The organism is uncultured Pontibacter sp. (genome assembly GCF_947499215.1).
GTDB lineage: Bacteria > Bacteroidota > Bacteroidia > Cytophagales > Hymenobacteraceae > Pontibacter.
Map to the genome: position 1 here is coordinate 446,540 of NZ_CANMNI010000003.1, position 16,401 is coordinate 462,940.

18 protein-coding genes are annotated in these 16,401 nt (G+C 47.6%); 9 read left to right on the forward strand and 9 right to left on the reverse strand.

Annotated features, from left to right (window positions below):
* Window positions 1-79 precede the first annotated feature (79 nt).
* Window positions 80-628, reverse strand: a complete 549-nt coding sequence (locus Q1A04_RS15765) for a hypothetical protein (protein ID WP_299707919.1) — start codon at window positions 626-628, stop codon at window positions 80-82.
* A gap of 633 nt (window positions 629-1,261) precedes the next feature.
* Here Q1A04_RS15765 and Q1A04_RS15770 point away from each other — a divergent pair.
* On the forward strand, window positions 1,262-2,725 hold the full coding sequence (locus tag Q1A04_RS15770; protein WP_299707921.1) for an NAD(P)/FAD-dependent oxidoreductase: 1,464 nt from the start codon (window positions 1,262-1,264) through the stop codon (window positions 2,723-2,725).
* Window positions 2,726-2,823: 98 nt separating this feature from the next.
* Here Q1A04_RS15770 and Q1A04_RS15775 read toward each other — a convergent pair whose 3' ends face one another.
* From Q1A04_RS15775 to Q1A04_RS15790, 4 genes are all read right to left on the reverse strand, one after another.
* Window positions 2,824-3,348, reverse strand: a complete 525-nt coding sequence (locus Q1A04_RS15775; RefSeq protein ID WP_299707923.1) for an alpha/beta fold hydrolase — start codon at window positions 3,346-3,348, stop codon at window positions 2,824-2,826.
* 91 nt (window positions 3,349-3,439) lie between these two features.
* Entirely contained in the window at window positions 3,440-3,820 is a 381-nt protein-coding gene (locus Q1A04_RS15780; protein WP_299707925.1) for a hypothetical protein, read from the reverse strand.
* Window positions 3,821-3,929: 109 nt separating this feature from the next.
* Window positions 3,930-4,382, reverse strand: coding sequence for a hypothetical protein (locus Q1A04_RS15785; protein WP_299707927.1), 453 nt, complete (start codon window positions 4,380-4,382; stop codon window positions 3,930-3,932).
* A gap of 399 nt (window positions 4,383-4,781) precedes the next feature.
* Entirely contained in the window at window positions 4,782-5,417 is a 636-nt protein-coding gene (locus Q1A04_RS15790; RefSeq protein WP_299707929.1) for a phosphatase PAP2 family protein, read from the reverse strand.
* A gap of 171 nt (window positions 5,418-5,588) precedes the next feature.
* Between Q1A04_RS15790 and Q1A04_RS15795 the strand changes: the two genes are divergently transcribed.
* The gene (locus Q1A04_RS15795) at window positions 5,589-5,789 is read left to right on the forward strand and encodes a hypothetical protein (protein ID WP_299707930.1); all 201 of its coding nucleotides are present in this window, start codon (window positions 5,589-5,591) and stop codon (window positions 5,787-5,789) included.
* Between the two features lie 206 nt (window positions 5,790-5,995).
* Here the strand turns inward: Q1A04_RS15795 and Q1A04_RS15800 are convergent, their stop codons facing one another.
* A complete protein-coding gene (locus Q1A04_RS15800) occupies window positions 5,996-6,430 on the reverse strand; it encodes a hypothetical protein (RefSeq protein WP_299707932.1) in 435 nt (144 codons plus the stop codon).
* Window positions 6,431-6,540: 110 nt separating this feature from the next.
* Between Q1A04_RS15800 and tcmP the strand changes: the two genes are divergently transcribed.
* The 4 genes from tcmP (at window position 6,541) to dacB (ending at window position 11,195) form a co-directional block, all read left to right on the forward strand.
* The gene (gene tcmP / locus Q1A04_RS15805) at window positions 6,541-7,665 is read left to right on the forward strand and encodes a three-Cys-motif partner protein TcmP (protein WP_299707934.1); all 1,125 of its coding nucleotides are present in this window, start codon (window positions 6,541-6,543) and stop codon (window positions 7,663-7,665) included.
* 557 nt (window positions 7,666-8,222) lie between these two features.
* Window positions 8,223-8,786, forward strand: coding sequence for a DUF1543 domain-containing protein (locus Q1A04_RS15810; RefSeq protein WP_299707935.1), 564 nt, complete (start codon window positions 8,223-8,225; stop codon window positions 8,784-8,786).
* Between the two features lie 171 nt (window positions 8,787-8,957).
* The gene (locus Q1A04_RS15815) at window positions 8,958-9,698 is read left to right on the forward strand and encodes a hypothetical protein (RefSeq protein ID WP_299707937.1); all 741 of its coding nucleotides are present in this window, start codon (window positions 8,958-8,960) and stop codon (window positions 9,696-9,698) included.
* A 105-nt stretch (window positions 9,699-9,803) separates the two neighbouring features.
* Window positions 9,804-11,195, forward strand: a complete 1,392-nt coding sequence (gene dacB, locus Q1A04_RS15820) for a D-alanyl-D-alanine carboxypeptidase/D-alanyl-D-alanine-endopeptidase (protein WP_299707939.1) — start codon at window positions 9,804-9,806, stop codon at window positions 11,193-11,195.
* 97 nt (window positions 11,196-11,292) lie between these two features.
* On the opposite strand, the gene Q1A04_RS15825 is transcribed toward dacB, so the two are convergent.
* Window positions 11,293-11,631 (reverse strand): hypothetical protein, encoded by a 339-nt coding sequence (locus tag Q1A04_RS15825; RefSeq protein ID WP_299707941.1) that lies wholly within the window; start codon window positions 11,629-11,631, stop codon window positions 11,293-11,295.
* A 255-nt stretch (window positions 11,632-11,886) separates the two neighbouring features.
* Between Q1A04_RS15825 and Q1A04_RS15830 the strand changes: the two genes are divergently transcribed.
* Window positions 11,887-12,312, forward strand: coding sequence for a DoxX family protein (locus Q1A04_RS15830; RefSeq protein ID WP_299707943.1), 426 nt, complete (start codon window positions 11,887-11,889; stop codon window positions 12,310-12,312).
* An 87-nt stretch (window positions 12,313-12,399) separates the two neighbouring features.
* The gene (locus Q1A04_RS15835) at window positions 12,400-13,266 is read left to right on the forward strand and encodes an aldo/keto reductase (protein ID WP_299707945.1); all 867 of its coding nucleotides are present in this window, start codon (window positions 12,400-12,402) and stop codon (window positions 13,264-13,266) included.
* Between the two features lie 143 nt (window positions 13,267-13,409).
* On the opposite strand, the gene Q1A04_RS15840 is transcribed toward Q1A04_RS15835, so the two are convergent.
* Together Q1A04_RS15840 and Q1A04_RS15845 are read right to left on the reverse strand one after the other, a co-directional pair.
* Window positions 13,410-13,871: a tellurite resistance TerB family protein gene (locus tag Q1A04_RS15840; RefSeq protein ID WP_299707946.1), complete on the reverse strand. Its 462-nt coding sequence runs from the start codon at window positions 13,869-13,871 to the stop codon at window positions 13,410-13,412.
* Between the two features lie 634 nt (window positions 13,872-14,505).
* Window positions 14,506-15,411: an alpha/beta fold hydrolase gene (locus Q1A04_RS15845; RefSeq protein WP_299707949.1), complete on the reverse strand. Its 906-nt coding sequence runs from the start codon at window positions 15,409-15,411 to the stop codon at window positions 14,506-14,508.
* 205 nt (window positions 15,412-15,616) lie between these two features.
* On the opposite strand from Q1A04_RS15845, the gene Q1A04_RS15850 reads away from it, so the two are divergent.
* Window positions 15,617-16,303, forward strand: a complete 687-nt coding sequence (locus Q1A04_RS15850; RefSeq protein ID WP_299707951.1) for an Ig-like domain-containing protein — start codon at window positions 15,617-15,619, stop codon at window positions 16,301-16,303.
* Window positions 16,304-16,401 lie beyond the last annotated feature (98 nt).

Consider the following 16,401-nt stretch of genomic DNA (forward strand, 5'->3'; position numbering starts at 1 on the left):
CCACCCAACGGTTTCCTGCTAATGGCGCGTAAGATCGTCCGCCGTGGCATGGTTTTCACAATGTTGGGCGGTGCTTTTTTTATACATGGAAGAACTGGAATCTCTTCCACTTCTTTCTCCTCAATTTTTCATTAGGGTAACTGAAACTAACTTTCTCCCCATTCATTTTGGTAAGATACAACACCAAATTCAAGGTCAAATCTCCTTGTATGTTGTCTGCTTTGATATAATAGTCAGTTTTGGCATTGATGGAATATCTGGTGAAGGTATCATCACCCCATTTCCTGAATCCCTTATCTAAAACCATATTTCCCTTTGCCAATCCATTTCCACTAGCATCAAGAATTTCATAATCAAATGAATTCAGTTTCTGATATACGTTATCGCCTGTAGAAATATTTAATTCAAGCGCATAGTCGTACTTCTTATTGTCCCATATGATAAAGAAGGGGAGGATTGTAAAACCCTCTTCACATTTAGCAAAGTTGATAGAAAGGTCAGGGGTTGTTGGGTTGTTCTTAACCCTTACCAGGGTCGAAGCGTCAGTATCCTGCCAATGCACCTTATTGGCTATGACACAACCGCTCAAAAATAGTAGTAGCGATAAAAATTGAAGATAGCTTTTCATATTTAATTAAAACACCATCCAACTACTGTGTAAACGTCACCGTGACGTTTATCCGCCATATAAGCGGAGTACAGTTACTAACTTTCAATAATATTTTTAGCAACTCATTCACTTCCATAGCGCTTTACTAATATAGTTCTTTTGCAGAGCTTCTCAAGCTGCCTCACTATTTTATTTAATTTAATATACAGCAGGTGTAATATGTTAAAATATTGTGAGTCAGTATTTTGCTGCTGTGTCTTGCTCTTGTGAGCATTCAAATATTAAATAAATTGTCAAAGCACATCAAGCGGTTTCCGCTCCTAGAAAACAACTAGAACGGTAATCAACCGGAGTATGAAACATTTAGTTGCGTTTATAAACGTAACTAAACGTTTCAAAAAACGGATGTTGTAAGAAAGGTATAGTTGACCGGATTCAGCTCCCTTGCATAGATAGCAGTTGCTAAGAGGTCGTATGTCCCTCCAAAGCCATGACGCCCTATTTTCTTATCGAACTATCACAAGAAGCGTAAATAGTAATATCGGGCTAAATTTTTATATATCTGATACTGATATTGGCGCTGTAGTAGTCGATTCAGACATAAAAGCAGACTTTAATAAATCGAGCCTTAGTTGGTAGGGAGGAAATGTTATGGATACCCAAAGTGTCAAAACTAGAGAGGGAGCTGTGGATGTAGTGGTGATAGGTGTTGGCACTAGTGGGGAGGATTTATCATTACAACTCCTTGATGCCGGACTTAAGGTGGTAGGCATCGCCAATGGATTGGTGGGCGGTGAGTGTGCCTACTGGGGGTGCATTCCATCAAAGATGATGATAAGGGCGGCAAATACCTTACACGAGGCCCGGCAGCTAAACAGTTTGGCAGGCCACTCCCGTGTGACTCCTGATTGGGAGCCTGTAGCCTCGCGGCTTAGTGAGGCAACAAGTGAATGGGATGATGCGATTGCCGTAGACCGATACGAGAAAAGAGGTGGGCGCCTGATCAAGGGCATCGGCAAAATAACGGGCCCACGTACGGTAACTGTCGGAGATGAAAGCATTACGGCGCGTTACGGTATTGTGGTCGCAACCGGTTCAAAACCTGTTATCCCTCCCATAAAAGGACTCTCCGAAGTCGATTACTGGACGACCTATGATGTCATGAAACTGAAGAAACTCCCTAAGTCGCTCATCATTCTTGGAGGAGGAGCCATCGGCTGTGAACTGGGGCAGGTTATGGCTCGGTTTGGGGTCGACGTGAAGATTATAGAGCGCAGCAATCATCTGTTGGACAAAGAGGAGCCGGAGGTTTCCACGGTGCTGGAGCGCACGTTTGCAGACGAAGGCATCAGTGTCTTCACCAAGTCGAGCATCAGGCAGGTGCGTTATACCGATGGCTTATTTGCAGTTGCGCTGGAGGATGGAAAGGAGATCACAAATGAGCGACTGCTAGTGGCCACAGGACGTAAGGCCGATATAAGCGAACTTGGGTTGGAAACAATCGGCATTCCCAGCACTTCTGGTACTATTCAAGTGGACGACCGAATGAGGGCGGGAGATGGGATCTGGGCAATGGGGGATGTGACGGGAAAGGGCATGTTTACCCATGTGGCTTTACACCATTCGGCCATCGTGGCATCAGACATACTTGGCAGAAGCCATCCTCCCGCTTCCTACCATGCCGTTCCAAGGGTGGTTTTTTCAGATCCGGAGGTTGGTGCTGTGGGCATGACTGAGTTAGAAGCCAAAAAAGCAGGTATAGAAGTTACCGTTATCGTAAAGCAGCTGCCCGCAACGTTTCGGGGTTGGATTCATGCGATAAAGTACGGGGTTATGAAGCTTGTAATTGACCGTAACAACAACACTATACTTGGAGCTTCTATGGCCGGACCAAATGCAGGGGAAGTGGTTGGGCTTTTGACCCTTGCCGTGCATGCGCGTATGCCGATCGATGAACTTAGAAATATGATTTATGCTTACCCCACTTTTTATGGCGGGCTGGGTGAAGCGTTAGGGGCTTATGGACGGGGACTAACTACCATTTTTGACCCCGAATACAAAGGCGTTAAAGTGCTTGACGAGATGATGCAGAAGGCTGTGACAAGTTCAACTTAATATAATGTACCCGCACTTAAAAGACTACATTATTAAGGTACTTCCCTTCTCAAGGAAAGTACAAGATTGATGGTATACTAGGCCGTGTTAGTGCTTTGCTAATTTATTTTCTTGAGTAGTTCAAGACCGAAATCCCACTTACCGAATCCGGATTTAGTTTCTATATGTCCTGCGTTCTCCAACTCTACAAACTCACCTCCCCAGTTGCTGGCAAATAATCTTGCTCTTTCAATCGCTACAACATGGTCGTTTGAACTTGCTACCACGATGGAAGGAAATGGCAATTTACGTTCAGGCATGGGGCTGAAGCCTGTAATATACTTTGGATAACCGGGTTTGTCCACGTCGCTTGGGGCTACAAACAAAGCGCCTTTTATTTGGTGTCCGTATTTCTCGAACCATTTGATTATAGTAACACATCCAACACTATGGCCAATTAAAATAAGCTGCCCGTAGTCGAACTGCTGCAGCTCTTCTTCAATTCTGTTAATCCATTCATCACAGGTAGGGTTTTGCCAGTCTGATTGCACCACCCTGAGAAACTCATCCGGATATTCATTTTCCCAGATAGTCTGCCAATGCTCTTTGTCAGAGTTATATAACCCGGGTATATTTATATACATGTCATTTTTATGGTTAACGACTTTAAACGTTTTTTATAGGAGGCCAACGAGGCGTAATCGAAGTATGGCTTGTATACCTTGTTGCAAGCAGTTATTTTATTTTTTCAAAGTAAAAGTTCATACCATAGTCCAACCATATTCTTTCTTGTCGAAACAAAGGTGAAGTCACCAACATTTCATATCCTGCTTTTCCCATTTCATAGTCATATGTCAAGTCAATTCGGGTTCCAAATATTGATGGCTCAATCATGTATGTACCCGAACCCCATGTTTGACTTTCAAATGTGTTATCATTTTTTATTATTAAAGTGTCGATACCTTGTTCTATAGGTCTAGGTCCTTCAAGAATATATTCAGTGTTGTTATTAATATATCGTCCTTGAAGTGCAGATTTCGAAACATAGTTCGTAATCCCTTCAAAGAATAGGAGTCCAAAGATCATTAAACCAACTATGATCAGGAGTTTTTTCATTTAATATGTACCGACGGCTCGTGTATACCTTGTGCGAGGCCATCAGCCGAGGCATAGGGTATAAACCTTGTTGGGCGGAGAGTTTCTATCAGTTAGTGTATTGATTCCTTTACTGTCCGATTCTATACTTTTTTCTTACTACTCTTTCTTTCAGAAGGATAGATACTCCATTCCGCTCCAAAGTATCCTTCTCCAATGGTAAATCGGTAATTTGTCCACCTTTGGCATAAGCTTCGTATTCGTCGTAAATCACTTCCAATGTGTCATTGCTTCTCCACTTTTGTATTACTAGTTCAGGTGGCAAACTGAATCTTGTTAATTTATCATCGAAGTCACCTTTTCTGAGTAGAGTTTGATATTGTCGAAGTCCGCGTGCTCCTACATCTAAAGTATAGTAAACTACAGCTTTTGAACTGTCGGGCGAATAAAGCAAACTGTCGAGTTGTACAGCATCATTATCCAAGTAATGAGGATTCAAGTCGTGCTTACACGATTTCCAAACTCCAACTCCAAGTCCTGCTATTATCAGTATAGGTATAACACCCATCAAAATTTTTTTCATTGCTTAGTTTTACGCCCAACTATAGTGTATAAGGAGGAGTTCCGGTTATTGGCCCTTTAGCTTGAGTACTGTTTTTTTTTATTCGCAGGCACTATTTAATACACTTTAAGCATAGCATAACACTAATATAATAAACAATATCAGCAATTTAAGCACAACTATAAATTAAAGTGCTTTATCACAGTCTATTATACCGTAGGGTTGTTTTTTACACAATTTCATCTATGTCACGCAGCAGGACCAATGCCTTGTTACGCTACTAACATGACTAAATTCATAAAATCATTTTTACACAAAACGTATTTAAACGTAACTAAACGTTTCAAAAAACGGATGTGGCAGGGAAGGGAGGGTTATTGGTCGGCTTCCGCTTGGCCGCTTTATTATGAAACTCTATACCTAACTAACTATCCTGAAATTCCGACCTCGCCTGAGCAGGGTATAGAACTGTTTGCGGTGCTTTCGGAAAGCGTAGGTGGAAAGAAAAGCAGCTGCTGAACCCAGCAGCATAGAGCCAAGCACATCGCTGGGGTAGTGCACACCTAGGGCCAGTCTGGAGTAGGCCACCAGCAGGGCCCACATCAGCACAAGACCGCGCAGGGTTGGGTTGCGGAACATCAGCACCAACACAATGGCAGCCGTAAACGCAAAGGCCGTGTGGCCGGAAGGGAAGGAGGGACTGCTGGCCTCTGCGATCTGCTCAATCGTGTCGTGCGTCACAAAAGGCCTCGGGCGGTCTACGATATACTTTAACAAGCCGATAAACAGAATATTCAACCCCATGGCAAACACATATTGGTAGGCTTTCAGTTTGAGCGAAACCATTCTCCTGAAGTGCCCCACTAGATATAGGCAAAGGGGCACCAAAGCACCAAGTCCGTAGGCCGTGATGGTTAGGGCGAGCAGCAAGTCATCCAAATGTGTTGCCCGGCTGCCATTGAGCATTTGCAGCGTGGCTATATCCAAGTTTGCGAAGGTTTCGAGAAGGGTGGTCGTAAGTAGGAGAAGAAGCGTAAAATGCTGAGGCAATAACATGAAATGACTTTAAATTTAATTTCTGATTCCTATACGATGCTTCTTTCAGTTTCTGTATCCACTTTTTCTAAAATTTGTAATTTAGAAAAGTCATCGGCTATTAGGCTCATGATTAGAAATCTTCTTTTCACTTGACGCCGTACAGAAGGAAAGACATAAAAAACCGAAATCATGAAAACCAATACATCATCTAACCCACTAGAACATCTGCTGAAAAACCCATCTGATATCATGGGTGCCATCAAAAACCCCGGCAAGTATGGGCTGGATATTTATAATGGGCTAGATACCAAGCAGCAGCAGTACGTATTGTTCGCCGCGGGCGCCGCTCTGATCGGCTATGGTATTTACCTCGGGATGAACAAAAAGTAAGTGTTCTGACATTAACATTCTGTGCCGGTATACGTATACTCAGGTATAGATACTATGTTATCGTTCACGCAGGCTAAACACCTGAATGAAAGCTTGTAGAAGCTTTTGGAAGAATTGCTTCCATGTTTAACGAAACATGAAAAAGAAAGACCTGCCTTCAACTTTGTTTGAGGCAGGTCTTTCTGATTTATACCTTTCTGTGCTGGCTATTTTTTCTTACGGCCTATTCCTTTTTTAGAAGCACGCAGTTTGTGCTGTTCCTCTTTCAGTACTTTGAAATCCTCGTTCGAGACCGTCACCGTATACTCTACCGACGACAAAAAGTGCTCTTGTTCCTCCTCGTCATACATCATCAATATGGACAGGAACTTGTCTTCATTCAGCACATAGTCATCACCCTCCTTGTCATACACCAAAAAGTCGTACTCGCCCTCTGGCAGGTGCTTGTCCACTTTGCGGGCCAGACAGTCGCCGGTAATGGTGATGGGCTCCTCCAGTTCCACCATCAGGTCGAAGGGCTGGTAGTATTTGCCGTCTTTTTTGTGCGTGATGTATTCGATCTTGTCAATCTCGAGCGCTATACCTGCATTGCGGTCGTCCCGCTTGTTTTTCACGTTGAGAATGTTGCCAGTCAGTTTCATGCTGCAAAATTAAGCTTAAATTTTAATTACCATCCCTTTAAAATACAGCTTAACTTTGTCTTTGAACGAAGAGCGCCTGCCTGAGGCGCATGAGTTGATACCCAGAAACCATGTCTACTGCCGATACAAACGATTTTTTTATCACCCAACGGAGCAGCGCCGAGATAAAATCGGAGCTGTTGAACGAGTTTTTCAAGGCTTGGTGCAGTGCTCAGTTGCAGGGGCAGCGCTACAAGTCTAACCCCACGCTGGCCTTTATCGACCTGTACGCAGGTGATGGCAAAGCCGAAGACGGTAAGCCGGCCACACCGGTGCGTGTGCTCAACAGCATTTTCGGGGCCACCGACAAGTATAACCTGAACAAAGTGGTGCGTACCTTTTTCAACGACGAGAAAAAGACCGTTACGGCCAAGCTAAAAGAGAACCTGCAACAACTGCCTTATTACGGAGATCTTCAGCACAAGCCCGTGCTTTTGCACGAGGAAGCCAGTCTGGCGGCATTGGCGAAGCTTCTAGGCAACGACACGCCCACTTTGCTATACCTTGACCCGTTCGGCTACGAGTTTTCGCAGCAGTTGCTGTTGCAGTCGGTGCGCCGCTGGGGGCTTGACCTGTTCATGCTCTTCACGCCGGCCAAACTGCGCGCCGCCGTGCAAGGTGCGGCCGACGATAGTATTATGGCCGATGTGTTCGGAAAAGAGCGACTAGAGAAAATCCGCGAGTTCTGCGACCGCTACCAAGACGCCGGTCAGCGCGAGGATTTCATGGTAGATCAGTTTGAAGATATCTTCAGAGAGAAGGATTACAAGACATTCCGCTTCAAGATCAGTCTGCCCAAAAAGAACCAGACGAGCCACTACCTGTTCTTCGTATCCAAGAACGATGCGCCCTACATGAAAATGAAAGAGCTCATGCTCATGTACAGCGACTATCAGGAAGACGGTGTGCCGCTTTTCGGGGCCAACATCAAGCACCAGTTGTCGCTGTTTCAGGAGCAGTACCGCTACTCCATCAAAAACCTGATTGCGGATTTAGCGGAAAAGAAAAGCTATTACCACAACCTGCCCATCGACAGTATTTACCGCCACCACAACATCGGCACCAATTACATTCGGGGCAATTACAAAGAAGCGTTTGAGGCGCTGAAAGCAGAGGGGGTGATCGGAGCGATCAACCCGGTGTCGAGACAGCCGATGCGGAAAGTTGCGTTTACTTCGATTATTGGGTATAAGTAGTCGATATTGCCTTACGCTTTTGCTAGCGTAGCGAATGCTGTGCTGTTTGGCAACTGGCCTTGTTTCATTGCTTCGCCTGTGCGGCGGGCACTCACTTTTCTCCTTGATGAGAAAATCGAGGGCCCCTACCCCCAGTAAGCAAAAGAATCAAGACGCTCCAAATCGAGGGCCCCTACCCCCACTCGCTGAACGCTCAAACAGTGGAGCGTCGTTTAGGGCACCGGGCTCAAGCTATCTGTTTCATAGCTGTGGAGCAAGTATGTTTTGCAATGCGTGCCGGAGGTTTGTGTGCTACAGAGCTTATACCTGAGAAACGGTTGCGACAGATTCCCCGCCTCGACAAAGAAGGGGGTAGGGGGATGTCAATCGTGCACGTAGAGATAAAACCACGAAGCTTATCTATTGTAAGGCAGCAACCGAAAGTCCCCCTCCTGTTTTTAGGAGGGGCTAGGGGAGGTAATTCCCTTCTGGCGGTAGGTGCCTTATATTTAATCTTATAAATCCTTGGGGTAGGGGCCCTATAAGAAGATTTAGACAAACTTCTAAAATATAACACCATGCAAAACCCTAAACTCTTTATGCTCATGCTGGGATGCCGTCCGGAAGGGCGCAACACGGAGCAACACGATATGTTCTTTGGCATTGGCGAACAGGTAAAGGACCTTGTTCCCGCCATCAAAGCGTTTTGGCCGGAGGCGAAAGGTAATATCCACGTGGACGGCTGGCGCGAAGTCACGCAGGTGGATGGTTATCGCATCACCGTTTTGCCGAAAGAGGAGGCATCGGCCGAGTCAGGTATAGACAAACTCTTTTTCCTCAACTTGGGTGGGTACAAGCCGGGTGAGTTCGACGAATTCCACTACAAAATGCTGGCCGTAGCACAAGAGCAGGCCGGGGCTGTGAAGCAAGCCAAGCAAACCGCCTTTTATAAGCACACCGGTTTCAAAGGGGCCACTTCTCACATCGACGATAAGTTTGGGGTGGATGTAGATGAATTGCACGAAGTGAAAGACATCCTGACTGCCGAGGCAAAGCAACGGTATAGACTGGAAATAAAAGCCAACGAAAGCGCGCAAGAGGACGAGCTGCATCTGGGCTATTTCCAGCTGCATAAGTTATAGTAAAAGCGGAGACATTCTACAGGAACAGGGAGGCTGCCTGATCGCAGATCTTCCCTATACGTTGTGCTGGTATGTGTGTATCTTCTCGGTTTGGAATCATAGTAGCGGAAAAAACATGAAGAGGTTTGCTGCGTTATTAGGGAGAGTAACTGTAAACCAAAACTTAAAGCTATGAACAGAAACGCAGATAATAACGACCGTTCCCGCAAGAACCACTACGCCGACTTCGACGAGCATGGCAATGCGCGCACCGGCAACCGTAACAGCCTTTCCCGTTACAATCCGGATGAGATGAACAGCAGCGAAGATGGACTTTACCACCCGCAGGGCAGTCAGCGAAGCTATGAAAACCGCTATTACGAAAACCAGCGGCAGCATGAGCGCAACCGCATGAGCTCCGACGCCCGCGCCTATGGCGATTTCAGCGGCGGCACCCGCTACGGCGAAGGGGGCAGTACCTATGGCGGTGGCTCGGCCTACGGTCCTTCTAACTATGGTATGTCAGGCGAGCGTGGACCTCGTAGCCATGGCGACGACAGAAGCTACTACGACCATGACGAACACAGCCGTCAGAACTACGGCCGATCAGGTGGCAACTACTACAGCGGCCGTATGAACGAAGAGCGGGACATGGACTACCGTGGCGTGGGCTACCGCGACGCTAACCGTTTAAGAAGTGGCTATGGAGATGAGGAGCGTGGAGGACGAGGCTATAACCGCAGCTTCGACGAGTTTCGCGACACGGGCTACGGCTCCAATAGGTATAACAACCGAGACGAAGACCGCGAGCGCAGCGCCTACAGCAACTGGGGACAGAGTAACCAAAACAGAGAATACCAGAACAGGTCAGATGAAGAGCGCCTTTTCAGTGAGCGTCGCAGGAACCGGGGGCGCGACCACCAAGATTGGTAGTATTTGATATCGATTTGATAGAGCGGCCATTTATTCTGAGGAGTAAGTGGCCGCTTTCTTTTCGCTTGATTGGGGATACCCACCAAAATTGCGTATTTTTTGGCTATGAAAACCCGCATTACCCAATTAGCCTTTTTAGTTGCTTTTTTACTGGCGCACAGCCATGCTTGGTCACAGACCGTTCCAAAAAAGATCGCCACCGCCTTTCAAAAGTTTGAAGCCGACCCGCAGATGCAGAACGGCATTGCCTCGCTCTATGTCATCGATGCCAAGACAGGGCAGGTCGTATTCGACCGCAACGGCAAAGTAGGCTTGGCACCCGCCTCCACCATGAAAGTCATCACCAGCATCAGCGCTTACGAGCTGTTGGGAAATGATTTCAGGTATGAGACAAAGTTCGCCCTTCGCAAAGGCGGCAATAATTCGCTTTTGGTATTGCCCAGCGGCGATCCCACATTCGGGAGCTGGCGCTGGTCGCTCACCGAAGAAGGCAATGTGCTACGCGGTATAACGCAAGCCCTGCAGCGCACCGGCATGAAGTCGGTGGGAGAGGTGCTCATCAGCAACGAGGGCTGGAACGAAGAAACCGTGCCAGATGGCTGGATGTGGCAGGACATCGCCAATTACTACGGTGCCGGAGCGGCCAAGCTCAACTGGCGCGAAAACCAGTATGATGTCATTCTGAAGTCAGGCAAACAGATCGGCGACCCGGTTTCTATCGTGAAGACAGTACCCAGTCTCAACGGTTACGGACTGCGCTCGGAGTTAACATCCGCCGCAGCGGGCACCGGCGACAACGCTTACATCTACTTTCCAGTGGGTACTGCCACTGCCGCTATCCGGGGCACCATACCTGTGAATGAGAATAGCTTTAAAATATCGGGAGCGCTTCCCTCCGGTGCACAACAGTTTGTGAGCATGTTGGCTGATACACTAAAGCCATTGGGAATCAGTTTGCCGCATCAGCCAGTTATGCACCAAAACGGCATTTCGCAGCAAGGCTATAGTGTGTTCCATACCATCAGTTCCCCGCCCATGGACAGCATTGTGTACTGGTTCAACCGCAAGAGTGTCAACCTGTACGGCGAGGCGCTGGTCAAGACCATTGCCTACAAAAGCGCCGGCACCAGCGACACCCGCAAAGGCTTAGAGCAAATCCGCCAGCACTGGAAGACACAAGGTATAGCCGAGACCGAACTGGCCATGGTGGACGGCTCGGGCCTGTCGCCGCTCAACCGCGTGACCACCCACGCACAGGTGCGCATGCTGCAGCACGCCCGGCAACAGAACTGGTACAAAGGCTTCTACGCCTCGCTGCCCGTGTTCAATGGCATGAAAATGAAAAGCGGCACCATCCGCGGGGTGAAAGGCTATACCGGCTACCACAAAGCCAAAGACGGCCGGGAGTACATCTTCGCGTTCGTAGTGAACAATTACAATGGATCGGCCTCGTCGCTTGTAAAGAAAATGTACTCGGTGCTAGATGAATTGAAGTAGAATATGACATCCACACTGACGGCCAAAACAAAAGCCCCGGAATAGCTTCCGGGGCTTTTGTTTTGAGTACCTCTAGGGGCCTATATTTTTATCAGACTTATTGTTTTTTGTTATCGTGACTTTCGTTGCTTTTGTGCCCTTTCAGGGTACTGGCATTCGGCTGGTCGTTACGGAACTCCTTGTCCGTGCTGTCAGCGCCCCGGCTGGTGGTTGTTAGGTTAGCGTGAGGACTTTGAGGGCCTTTCTGCTCCCTCTGATTTTCCTTACCCTGCTTGGCGCCACCGCTGCTGCCTTCACTGCTCGGCTTGTTCTCGCCGCGGGTGTTGTCTGCGCCGCCAGCCACCGGACCGGTCTGTTTGCCTTTGCCCAATCCGCTCACGCCTTCACCTTTTCTTGAATTCGGATCTTCGGAGATGTTTCTATTATTGTCGCTCATGGTTTGTTTTCTTTTAGTTAGAACATAAAAATTGACCTGCAGCACACGCTGCGGTCATTAAGTTGTACGCAGTAATCGGGCTCAAGGGTTAGGCAGTTTGGCTGCTATATCTTACGATCTATAGTACTATACGAAGGTGTAATACGACGGTGTACCCAACTATAAAGCACTCTGATTCGTTTATGAATTTATTGCAACAGTTTGTGTAATAATTAATTATGGTTTGAATTATACCTTCTACTAAAATAAACTGGTATGGAAAGATTTTTAGGACCCTACAGCCCGCAGTTGTATGCGATTCTGCGTATTGTTTCAGGACTGCTTTTTGCCATGCACGGCACCCAAAAACTTTTTGCCTGGCCCGGTGACCGCACTCCTGTAGAACTGGCTTCCATGATGGGGGTGGCAGGTATAGTGGAGCTAGTAGCCGGGCTAATGATCGCCTTTGGCCTGCTGACTGGCTGGGCGGCCTTTGTTGCCAGTGGTCAGATGGCGGTGGCTTTTTTCTATGCGCACTTTCCCGAAGGCTGGAACCCGCTCCTCAATGAAGGTGAGAAAGCCGTGCTCTACTGCTTCCTGTTCCTGTACATGGCTGCCCGTGGTTCGGGTATTTGGAGTATTGACGCGGCCATGGGCAGAGGCACTAGGAGAACTGCCGACAGGGAACCCAGCTATACCTAGGCTGGTAATACCTGATATTTTGCCAACTAGGCGGCAATGCCATCGTACAACCGAAATTAATTATTGGTTCAAATTTTAGTTTCGATTATGGCAGAGACGACATCATTTTCAAAAACATATACGATTGGCGGCGACCTTACGGTGAACAGGATGGGCTATGGCGCCATGCGCATTACTGGGGAGGGGATCTGGGGTCCGCCGAAAGATAAAGACGAAGCGATCCGGGTGCTGCAAAGGACGGTGGAACTGGGCATCAACTTTATAGACACGGCAGACAGCTACGGCCCCAACGTATCTGAAGAGCTGATCGCAGAAGCCCTGTATCCTTATCCCAAAGACCTAGTTATCGCAACCAAGGGAGGACTCACCCGAACGGGTCCCGGAGTATGGCCCATCAATGCAGACCCGGACTACCTGCAAAAGGCGCTGGAAGGTAGCCTTAAACGGTTGAAGCAAGACCGGATAGATCTGTACCAACTGCACCGCATCGACCCGGAGGTGCCTTATGAGAAAACGCTGGAGTTTTTGCAGCGAGTGCAGGAAGAAGGGTTGGTAAAGCACATCGGCCTGTCGGAGGTGACGATCGATGAGATTAAAAAAGCCCAAGAGTACTTCCAAGTGGTGTCGGTGCAGAACAAGTACAGCGTGGACTTCCGCAAATGGGAAGAGGAGCTGGAGTTCTGCCGTGAGCAAGACATGGCGTTTATTCCTTGGAATCCGATTAACGCGGGTAATGTGGGTGCCATCAACAAGCTGGAGGAGATCGGGAAGAAGTATGATGCCACAGCGCACCAGATCGCCCTAAGCTGGCTGTTGCACCACGCCGACAACATTCTGCTCATCCCTGGCACCTCCAAAGTGAAGCACTTGGAAGAGAATTACAAGGCCGCTTCCATTTCCCTGTCAGAAGAAGACATCCGGGAGCTGGGGCAGATCAAGCAGTCCGAGAAATAGGTTTTTGAGAATGAATTACAACTAAAAGAGCCGAGTGGACATATTCCGCCCGGCTCTTTTCTATACTGCGGATTGCGCTATTGCATCAACTCATTAAGCCTGATGCTACTAGATGATGACTGTGATGGGAATACCTTAAATACTTAATCGCACTTTTTGTCTTTGTTCAGAACCAAGATAACCCTTACGATTTCCTGCGCCTTCTTTTCATCCAGATCCAAGGCGGAGTACAGGTATTGAATAAGCTCTTCTTCTTTCTCAGTCACCACGCAGTCAGACAGCACCAGTTGTATGGTATGGGCGAAGAGGGTAGGGCGGTTTTCAACGGCTATCAGGTCAACGGAGTTATCGATTAGTACTTTGCTGCCAACTTGGACGTGGGCATAATAAACGGTTCGGCTATAAGCCATAATGTCGTGCCCTTCAAATAGTTTTCTGTTGGCCAAGGTATGGGCCATCACATCCAGTTCCTCATCGGCCACGTCATCGTCCACGGCTACGCAGGCATGCATAATGGCGATCCAAGCTTCCTGTTCGTTCTGGGGGGTGTAGGTATAGGTGTCGGGCACATTAGACCGACCTGTGGTGTTGAAAACTCCTTCCATTGGTTATCTATTATCTCCGCTATTAGGTACTCGCTATGTACTGCAATTGTTTTGCCCGGGGCTCCCGTTGGCTGATTGCTCAATACGGATATCGTTTTACCCATCGTGCAACAATTAAAATAGTTACAAGAAAAGTTTCGGGAAGGTATAGCGTTTACTGTCTTCGATTCTTTTTCTTAGACTTACGTTCTGACCGGGTATACTTCCTATTTGGTTTCACCAGAATAGGGTTGTTACTATGGTTAGGTACAACGGAGTGTGTCCCATCCGGGTTTACGAGTATAGACACAGCACCATGATTGTGTAACGAACTGTGTGTGCCGTCAGTATTTACTACGATGGCCGTGTTGCTTCCATGACTATGAACTGTAGAGTGTGTCCCATCCGGGTTCACAATGACTCCTGTATTGCCGTGTTGGTGCTGCACACTGTGCTTTCCATCTGGATTGACAATAACAGTGACCTGCGCCTGTGCCGCATAAGACGCCAATGTGAGGCTTATGAGAGAAAGGACTACTTTTTTCATAGGGCTTTAATTTGGTACAGGAGTTTATAAGCAATTTTGATGCCTGTTATATCTGTATTTAACTATATCTGTTAACGGCTTATATGTTCATGCGAGTGCACCCGTAATTTACCTGTGTTTCTGCTGAAGCACTTCTCTGACAGACTCAAGCACTTTTGCCCATGCCGGTGACTGCGGCGCCACTAAGTCGAAATGTCCGGTATCCGGCAAGAGTACCACTTCTGCAGCATCCCCCTTGCTTTTGGCGCGGCTTACATAGGCTGTGGCTTGCTCGACTGGTACGATAGGATCCAGCACTCCCTGCACCAGTCGTTGCGGTATTTTTAAAGGCAACAGTCGCATGGGGGAGGCTTGTGCGTAGCGGTAGGGTACTTCTGCCGGCATTCCCCCCATCAGCTTGGGCACGGCGGCATTGCAACTGCCCTTATCGGCAGCGTAATTTTCCAGATCGGCTATACCTGCCAGCGATACGACTCCTTTTACTTTTAGCGGCTTTTTAACATACAACTCACTTTTGGGAGAGAGCTGCTTTCGTGCTGCCAACCACAAGGCCAAATGTCCGCCTGCTGAATGCCCCAGCACCACCACCTGTTTCAGGTCAAGCGGGTACTGCTTGGCTAATTCCTTTAGATGGTCCGTGCCCTGCGCCACATCCAAAAAAGTGCCGGGCCAGCCTCCTCCTACATCTCCCACGCGGCGGAACTCGAGGTTCCAAGTGGCGTAGCCCGCCTCTGTCAGGGCAGCGCTCAGGTGCGCCATGTACTGCAGGTTGTACTGCGACAGCCAGCATCCGCCATGCACCACTACCACCACCGGAAACGGCCCCTTACCCTCCGGCAGACGCAACTCCCCGAACTGCAAGGAGTCGGTGCCATAGGCCAAGTGCATACCTGCGGCAGGGGCGGGAAGGGCTGCTATGTCCTGCCATGTAATCAGCTTCGGCTTTTGTTCTTGGGCAAAGAGGTGGCTAAGGGAGACAAGACAGAACAGCAGGGTATAAAGTATAGGGCGCATAAGCAAATTTTTTGTTACAGCTGATCGGTAAAGATACAGGAATCATTATTTATATTTAATGAACAGCCTTAAGGGAGGACTTTACTATGTTTTAAAGAATAAGGATATCACCTGTGTTCTTACTTTTGTGTAAATAATTTTGCTCCCGGACAACCCTTTACAATAGCCCCTTGTCTTACCATCAGAACCGATAATTGAACAGTTTATGAAACACTATTTATCCAGACTGGGATTACTTGTCATGATGCTGGCACTCGGAAGCTGCGATCAGGAAATGGAAGACGTGCTTCCACGCTCATTCCAAGAATTTACCCTGTACCCCGATGATATTTATATTTTCAATTCAAACTCAGACTGGATCAACAGGCTTGACCCCTTGTCAAATGACAGTGTAAAAACTGAGGTAATAGTCACGTATGACCAGCCAAAGCAGGGACAGCTACTTCCAGAGTTTGACGGACCCGGTACCATGGGCTACCAGCCAAACAACGACTTTTACGGAGTTGACAGCCTAAATTATACCGTGTGTACCAAAGAGATATGCAAAACAGAAAAGATCAGGCTGATTGTGGAAAAGCCTTATGACAAGGCCACCTGCGTCACCACATTAATTGCTGATTCTCTTGAAACCACTAGGAACAAGTTCAAAGGCATCAGAATATTTGAAAATGATATTATCTGCTATAACGAGAACTTCGGCGGACAATATATAGAGAAACCCCAGAAAGGGACTTTCAAAACGATAGAGTACTCAGGCAGCTACAAAAACACCATTTATGTTTACTATCCACCCAAGGACTATGTAGGAGAAGACTCCTTCAGGTATAGGGTATACACCAGTCGTGACCAATCTGTTTACCAAGAAATTATTGTAAAGGTAACGGTTAAGTAAAATGCAAGTCGCTATGCATAAGGCTGGTAAACCAATGCTACACTCCCTGAAAGCCGCAGGTCTTAACCTGTGGCTTCTCCTGTTTATGATTAATTCGG

Excerpts from the sequence above, each read along its gene's own strand:
- Q1A04_RS15800 (WP_299707932.1), bottom strand. The coding sequence starts at position 6,430 with ATGAAACTGACTGGCAACATTCTCAACGTGAAAAACAAGCGGGACGAC.
- Q1A04_RS15795 (WP_299707930.1), top strand. The coding sequence starts at position 5,589 with ATGAAAACCAATACATCATCTAACCCACTAGAACATCTGCTGAAAAAC.
- Q1A04_RS15835 (WP_299707945.1), top strand. The coding sequence starts at position 12,400 with ATGGCAGAGACGACATCATTTTCAAAAACATATACGATTGGCGGCGAC.
- Q1A04_RS15840 (WP_299707946.1), bottom strand. The coding sequence starts at position 13,871 with ATGGAAGGAGTTTTCAACACCACAGGTCGGTCTAATGTGCCCGACACC.
- Q1A04_RS15785 (WP_299707927.1), bottom strand. The coding sequence starts at position 4,382 with ATGAAAAAAATTTTGATGGGTGTTATACCTATACTGATAATAGCAGGA.
- Q1A04_RS15780 (WP_299707925.1), bottom strand. The coding sequence starts at position 3,820 with ATGAAAAAACTCCTGATCATAGTTGGTTTAATGATCTTTGGACTCCTA.
- dacB (WP_299707939.1), top strand. The coding sequence starts at position 9,804 with ATGAAAACCCGCATTACCCAATTAGCCTTTTTAGTTGCTTTTTTACTG.
- Q1A04_RS15810 (WP_299707935.1), top strand. The coding sequence starts at position 8,223 with ATGCAAAACCCTAAACTCTTTATGCTCATGCTGGGATGCCGTCCGGAA.
- Q1A04_RS15830 (WP_299707943.1), top strand. The coding sequence starts at position 11,887 with ATGGAAAGATTTTTAGGACCCTACAGCCCGCAGTTGTATGCGATTCTG.
- Q1A04_RS15825 (WP_299707941.1), bottom strand. The coding sequence starts at position 11,631 with ATGAGCGACAATAATAGAAACATCTCCGAAGATCCGAATTCAAGAAAA.
- Q1A04_RS15815 (WP_299707937.1), top strand. The coding sequence starts at position 8,958 with ATGAACAGAAACGCAGATAATAACGACCGTTCCCGCAAGAACCACTAC.
- tcmP (WP_299707934.1), top strand. The coding sequence starts at position 6,541 with ATGTCTACTGCCGATACAAACGATTTTTTTATCACCCAACGGAGCAGC.
- Q1A04_RS15770 (WP_299707921.1), top strand. The coding sequence starts at position 1,262 with ATGGATACCCAAAGTGTCAAAACTAGAGAGGGAGCTGTGGATGTAGTG.
- Q1A04_RS15845 (WP_299707949.1), bottom strand. The coding sequence starts at position 15,411 with ATGCGCCCTATACTTTATACCCTGCTGTTCTGTCTTGTCTCCCTTAGC.
- Q1A04_RS15850 (WP_299707951.1), top strand. The coding sequence starts at position 15,617 with ATGAAACACTATTTATCCAGACTGGGATTACTTGTCATGATGCTGGCA.
- Q1A04_RS15775 (WP_299707923.1), bottom strand. The coding sequence starts at position 3,348 with ATGTATATAAATATACCCGGGTTATATAACTCTGACAAAGAGCATTGG.
- Q1A04_RS15790 (WP_299707929.1), bottom strand. The coding sequence starts at position 5,417 with ATGTTATTGCCTCAGCATTTTACGCTTCTTCTCCTACTTACGACCACC.
- Q1A04_RS15765 (WP_299707919.1), bottom strand. The coding sequence starts at position 628 with ATGAAAAGCTATCTTCAATTTTTATCGCTACTACTATTTTTGAGCGGT.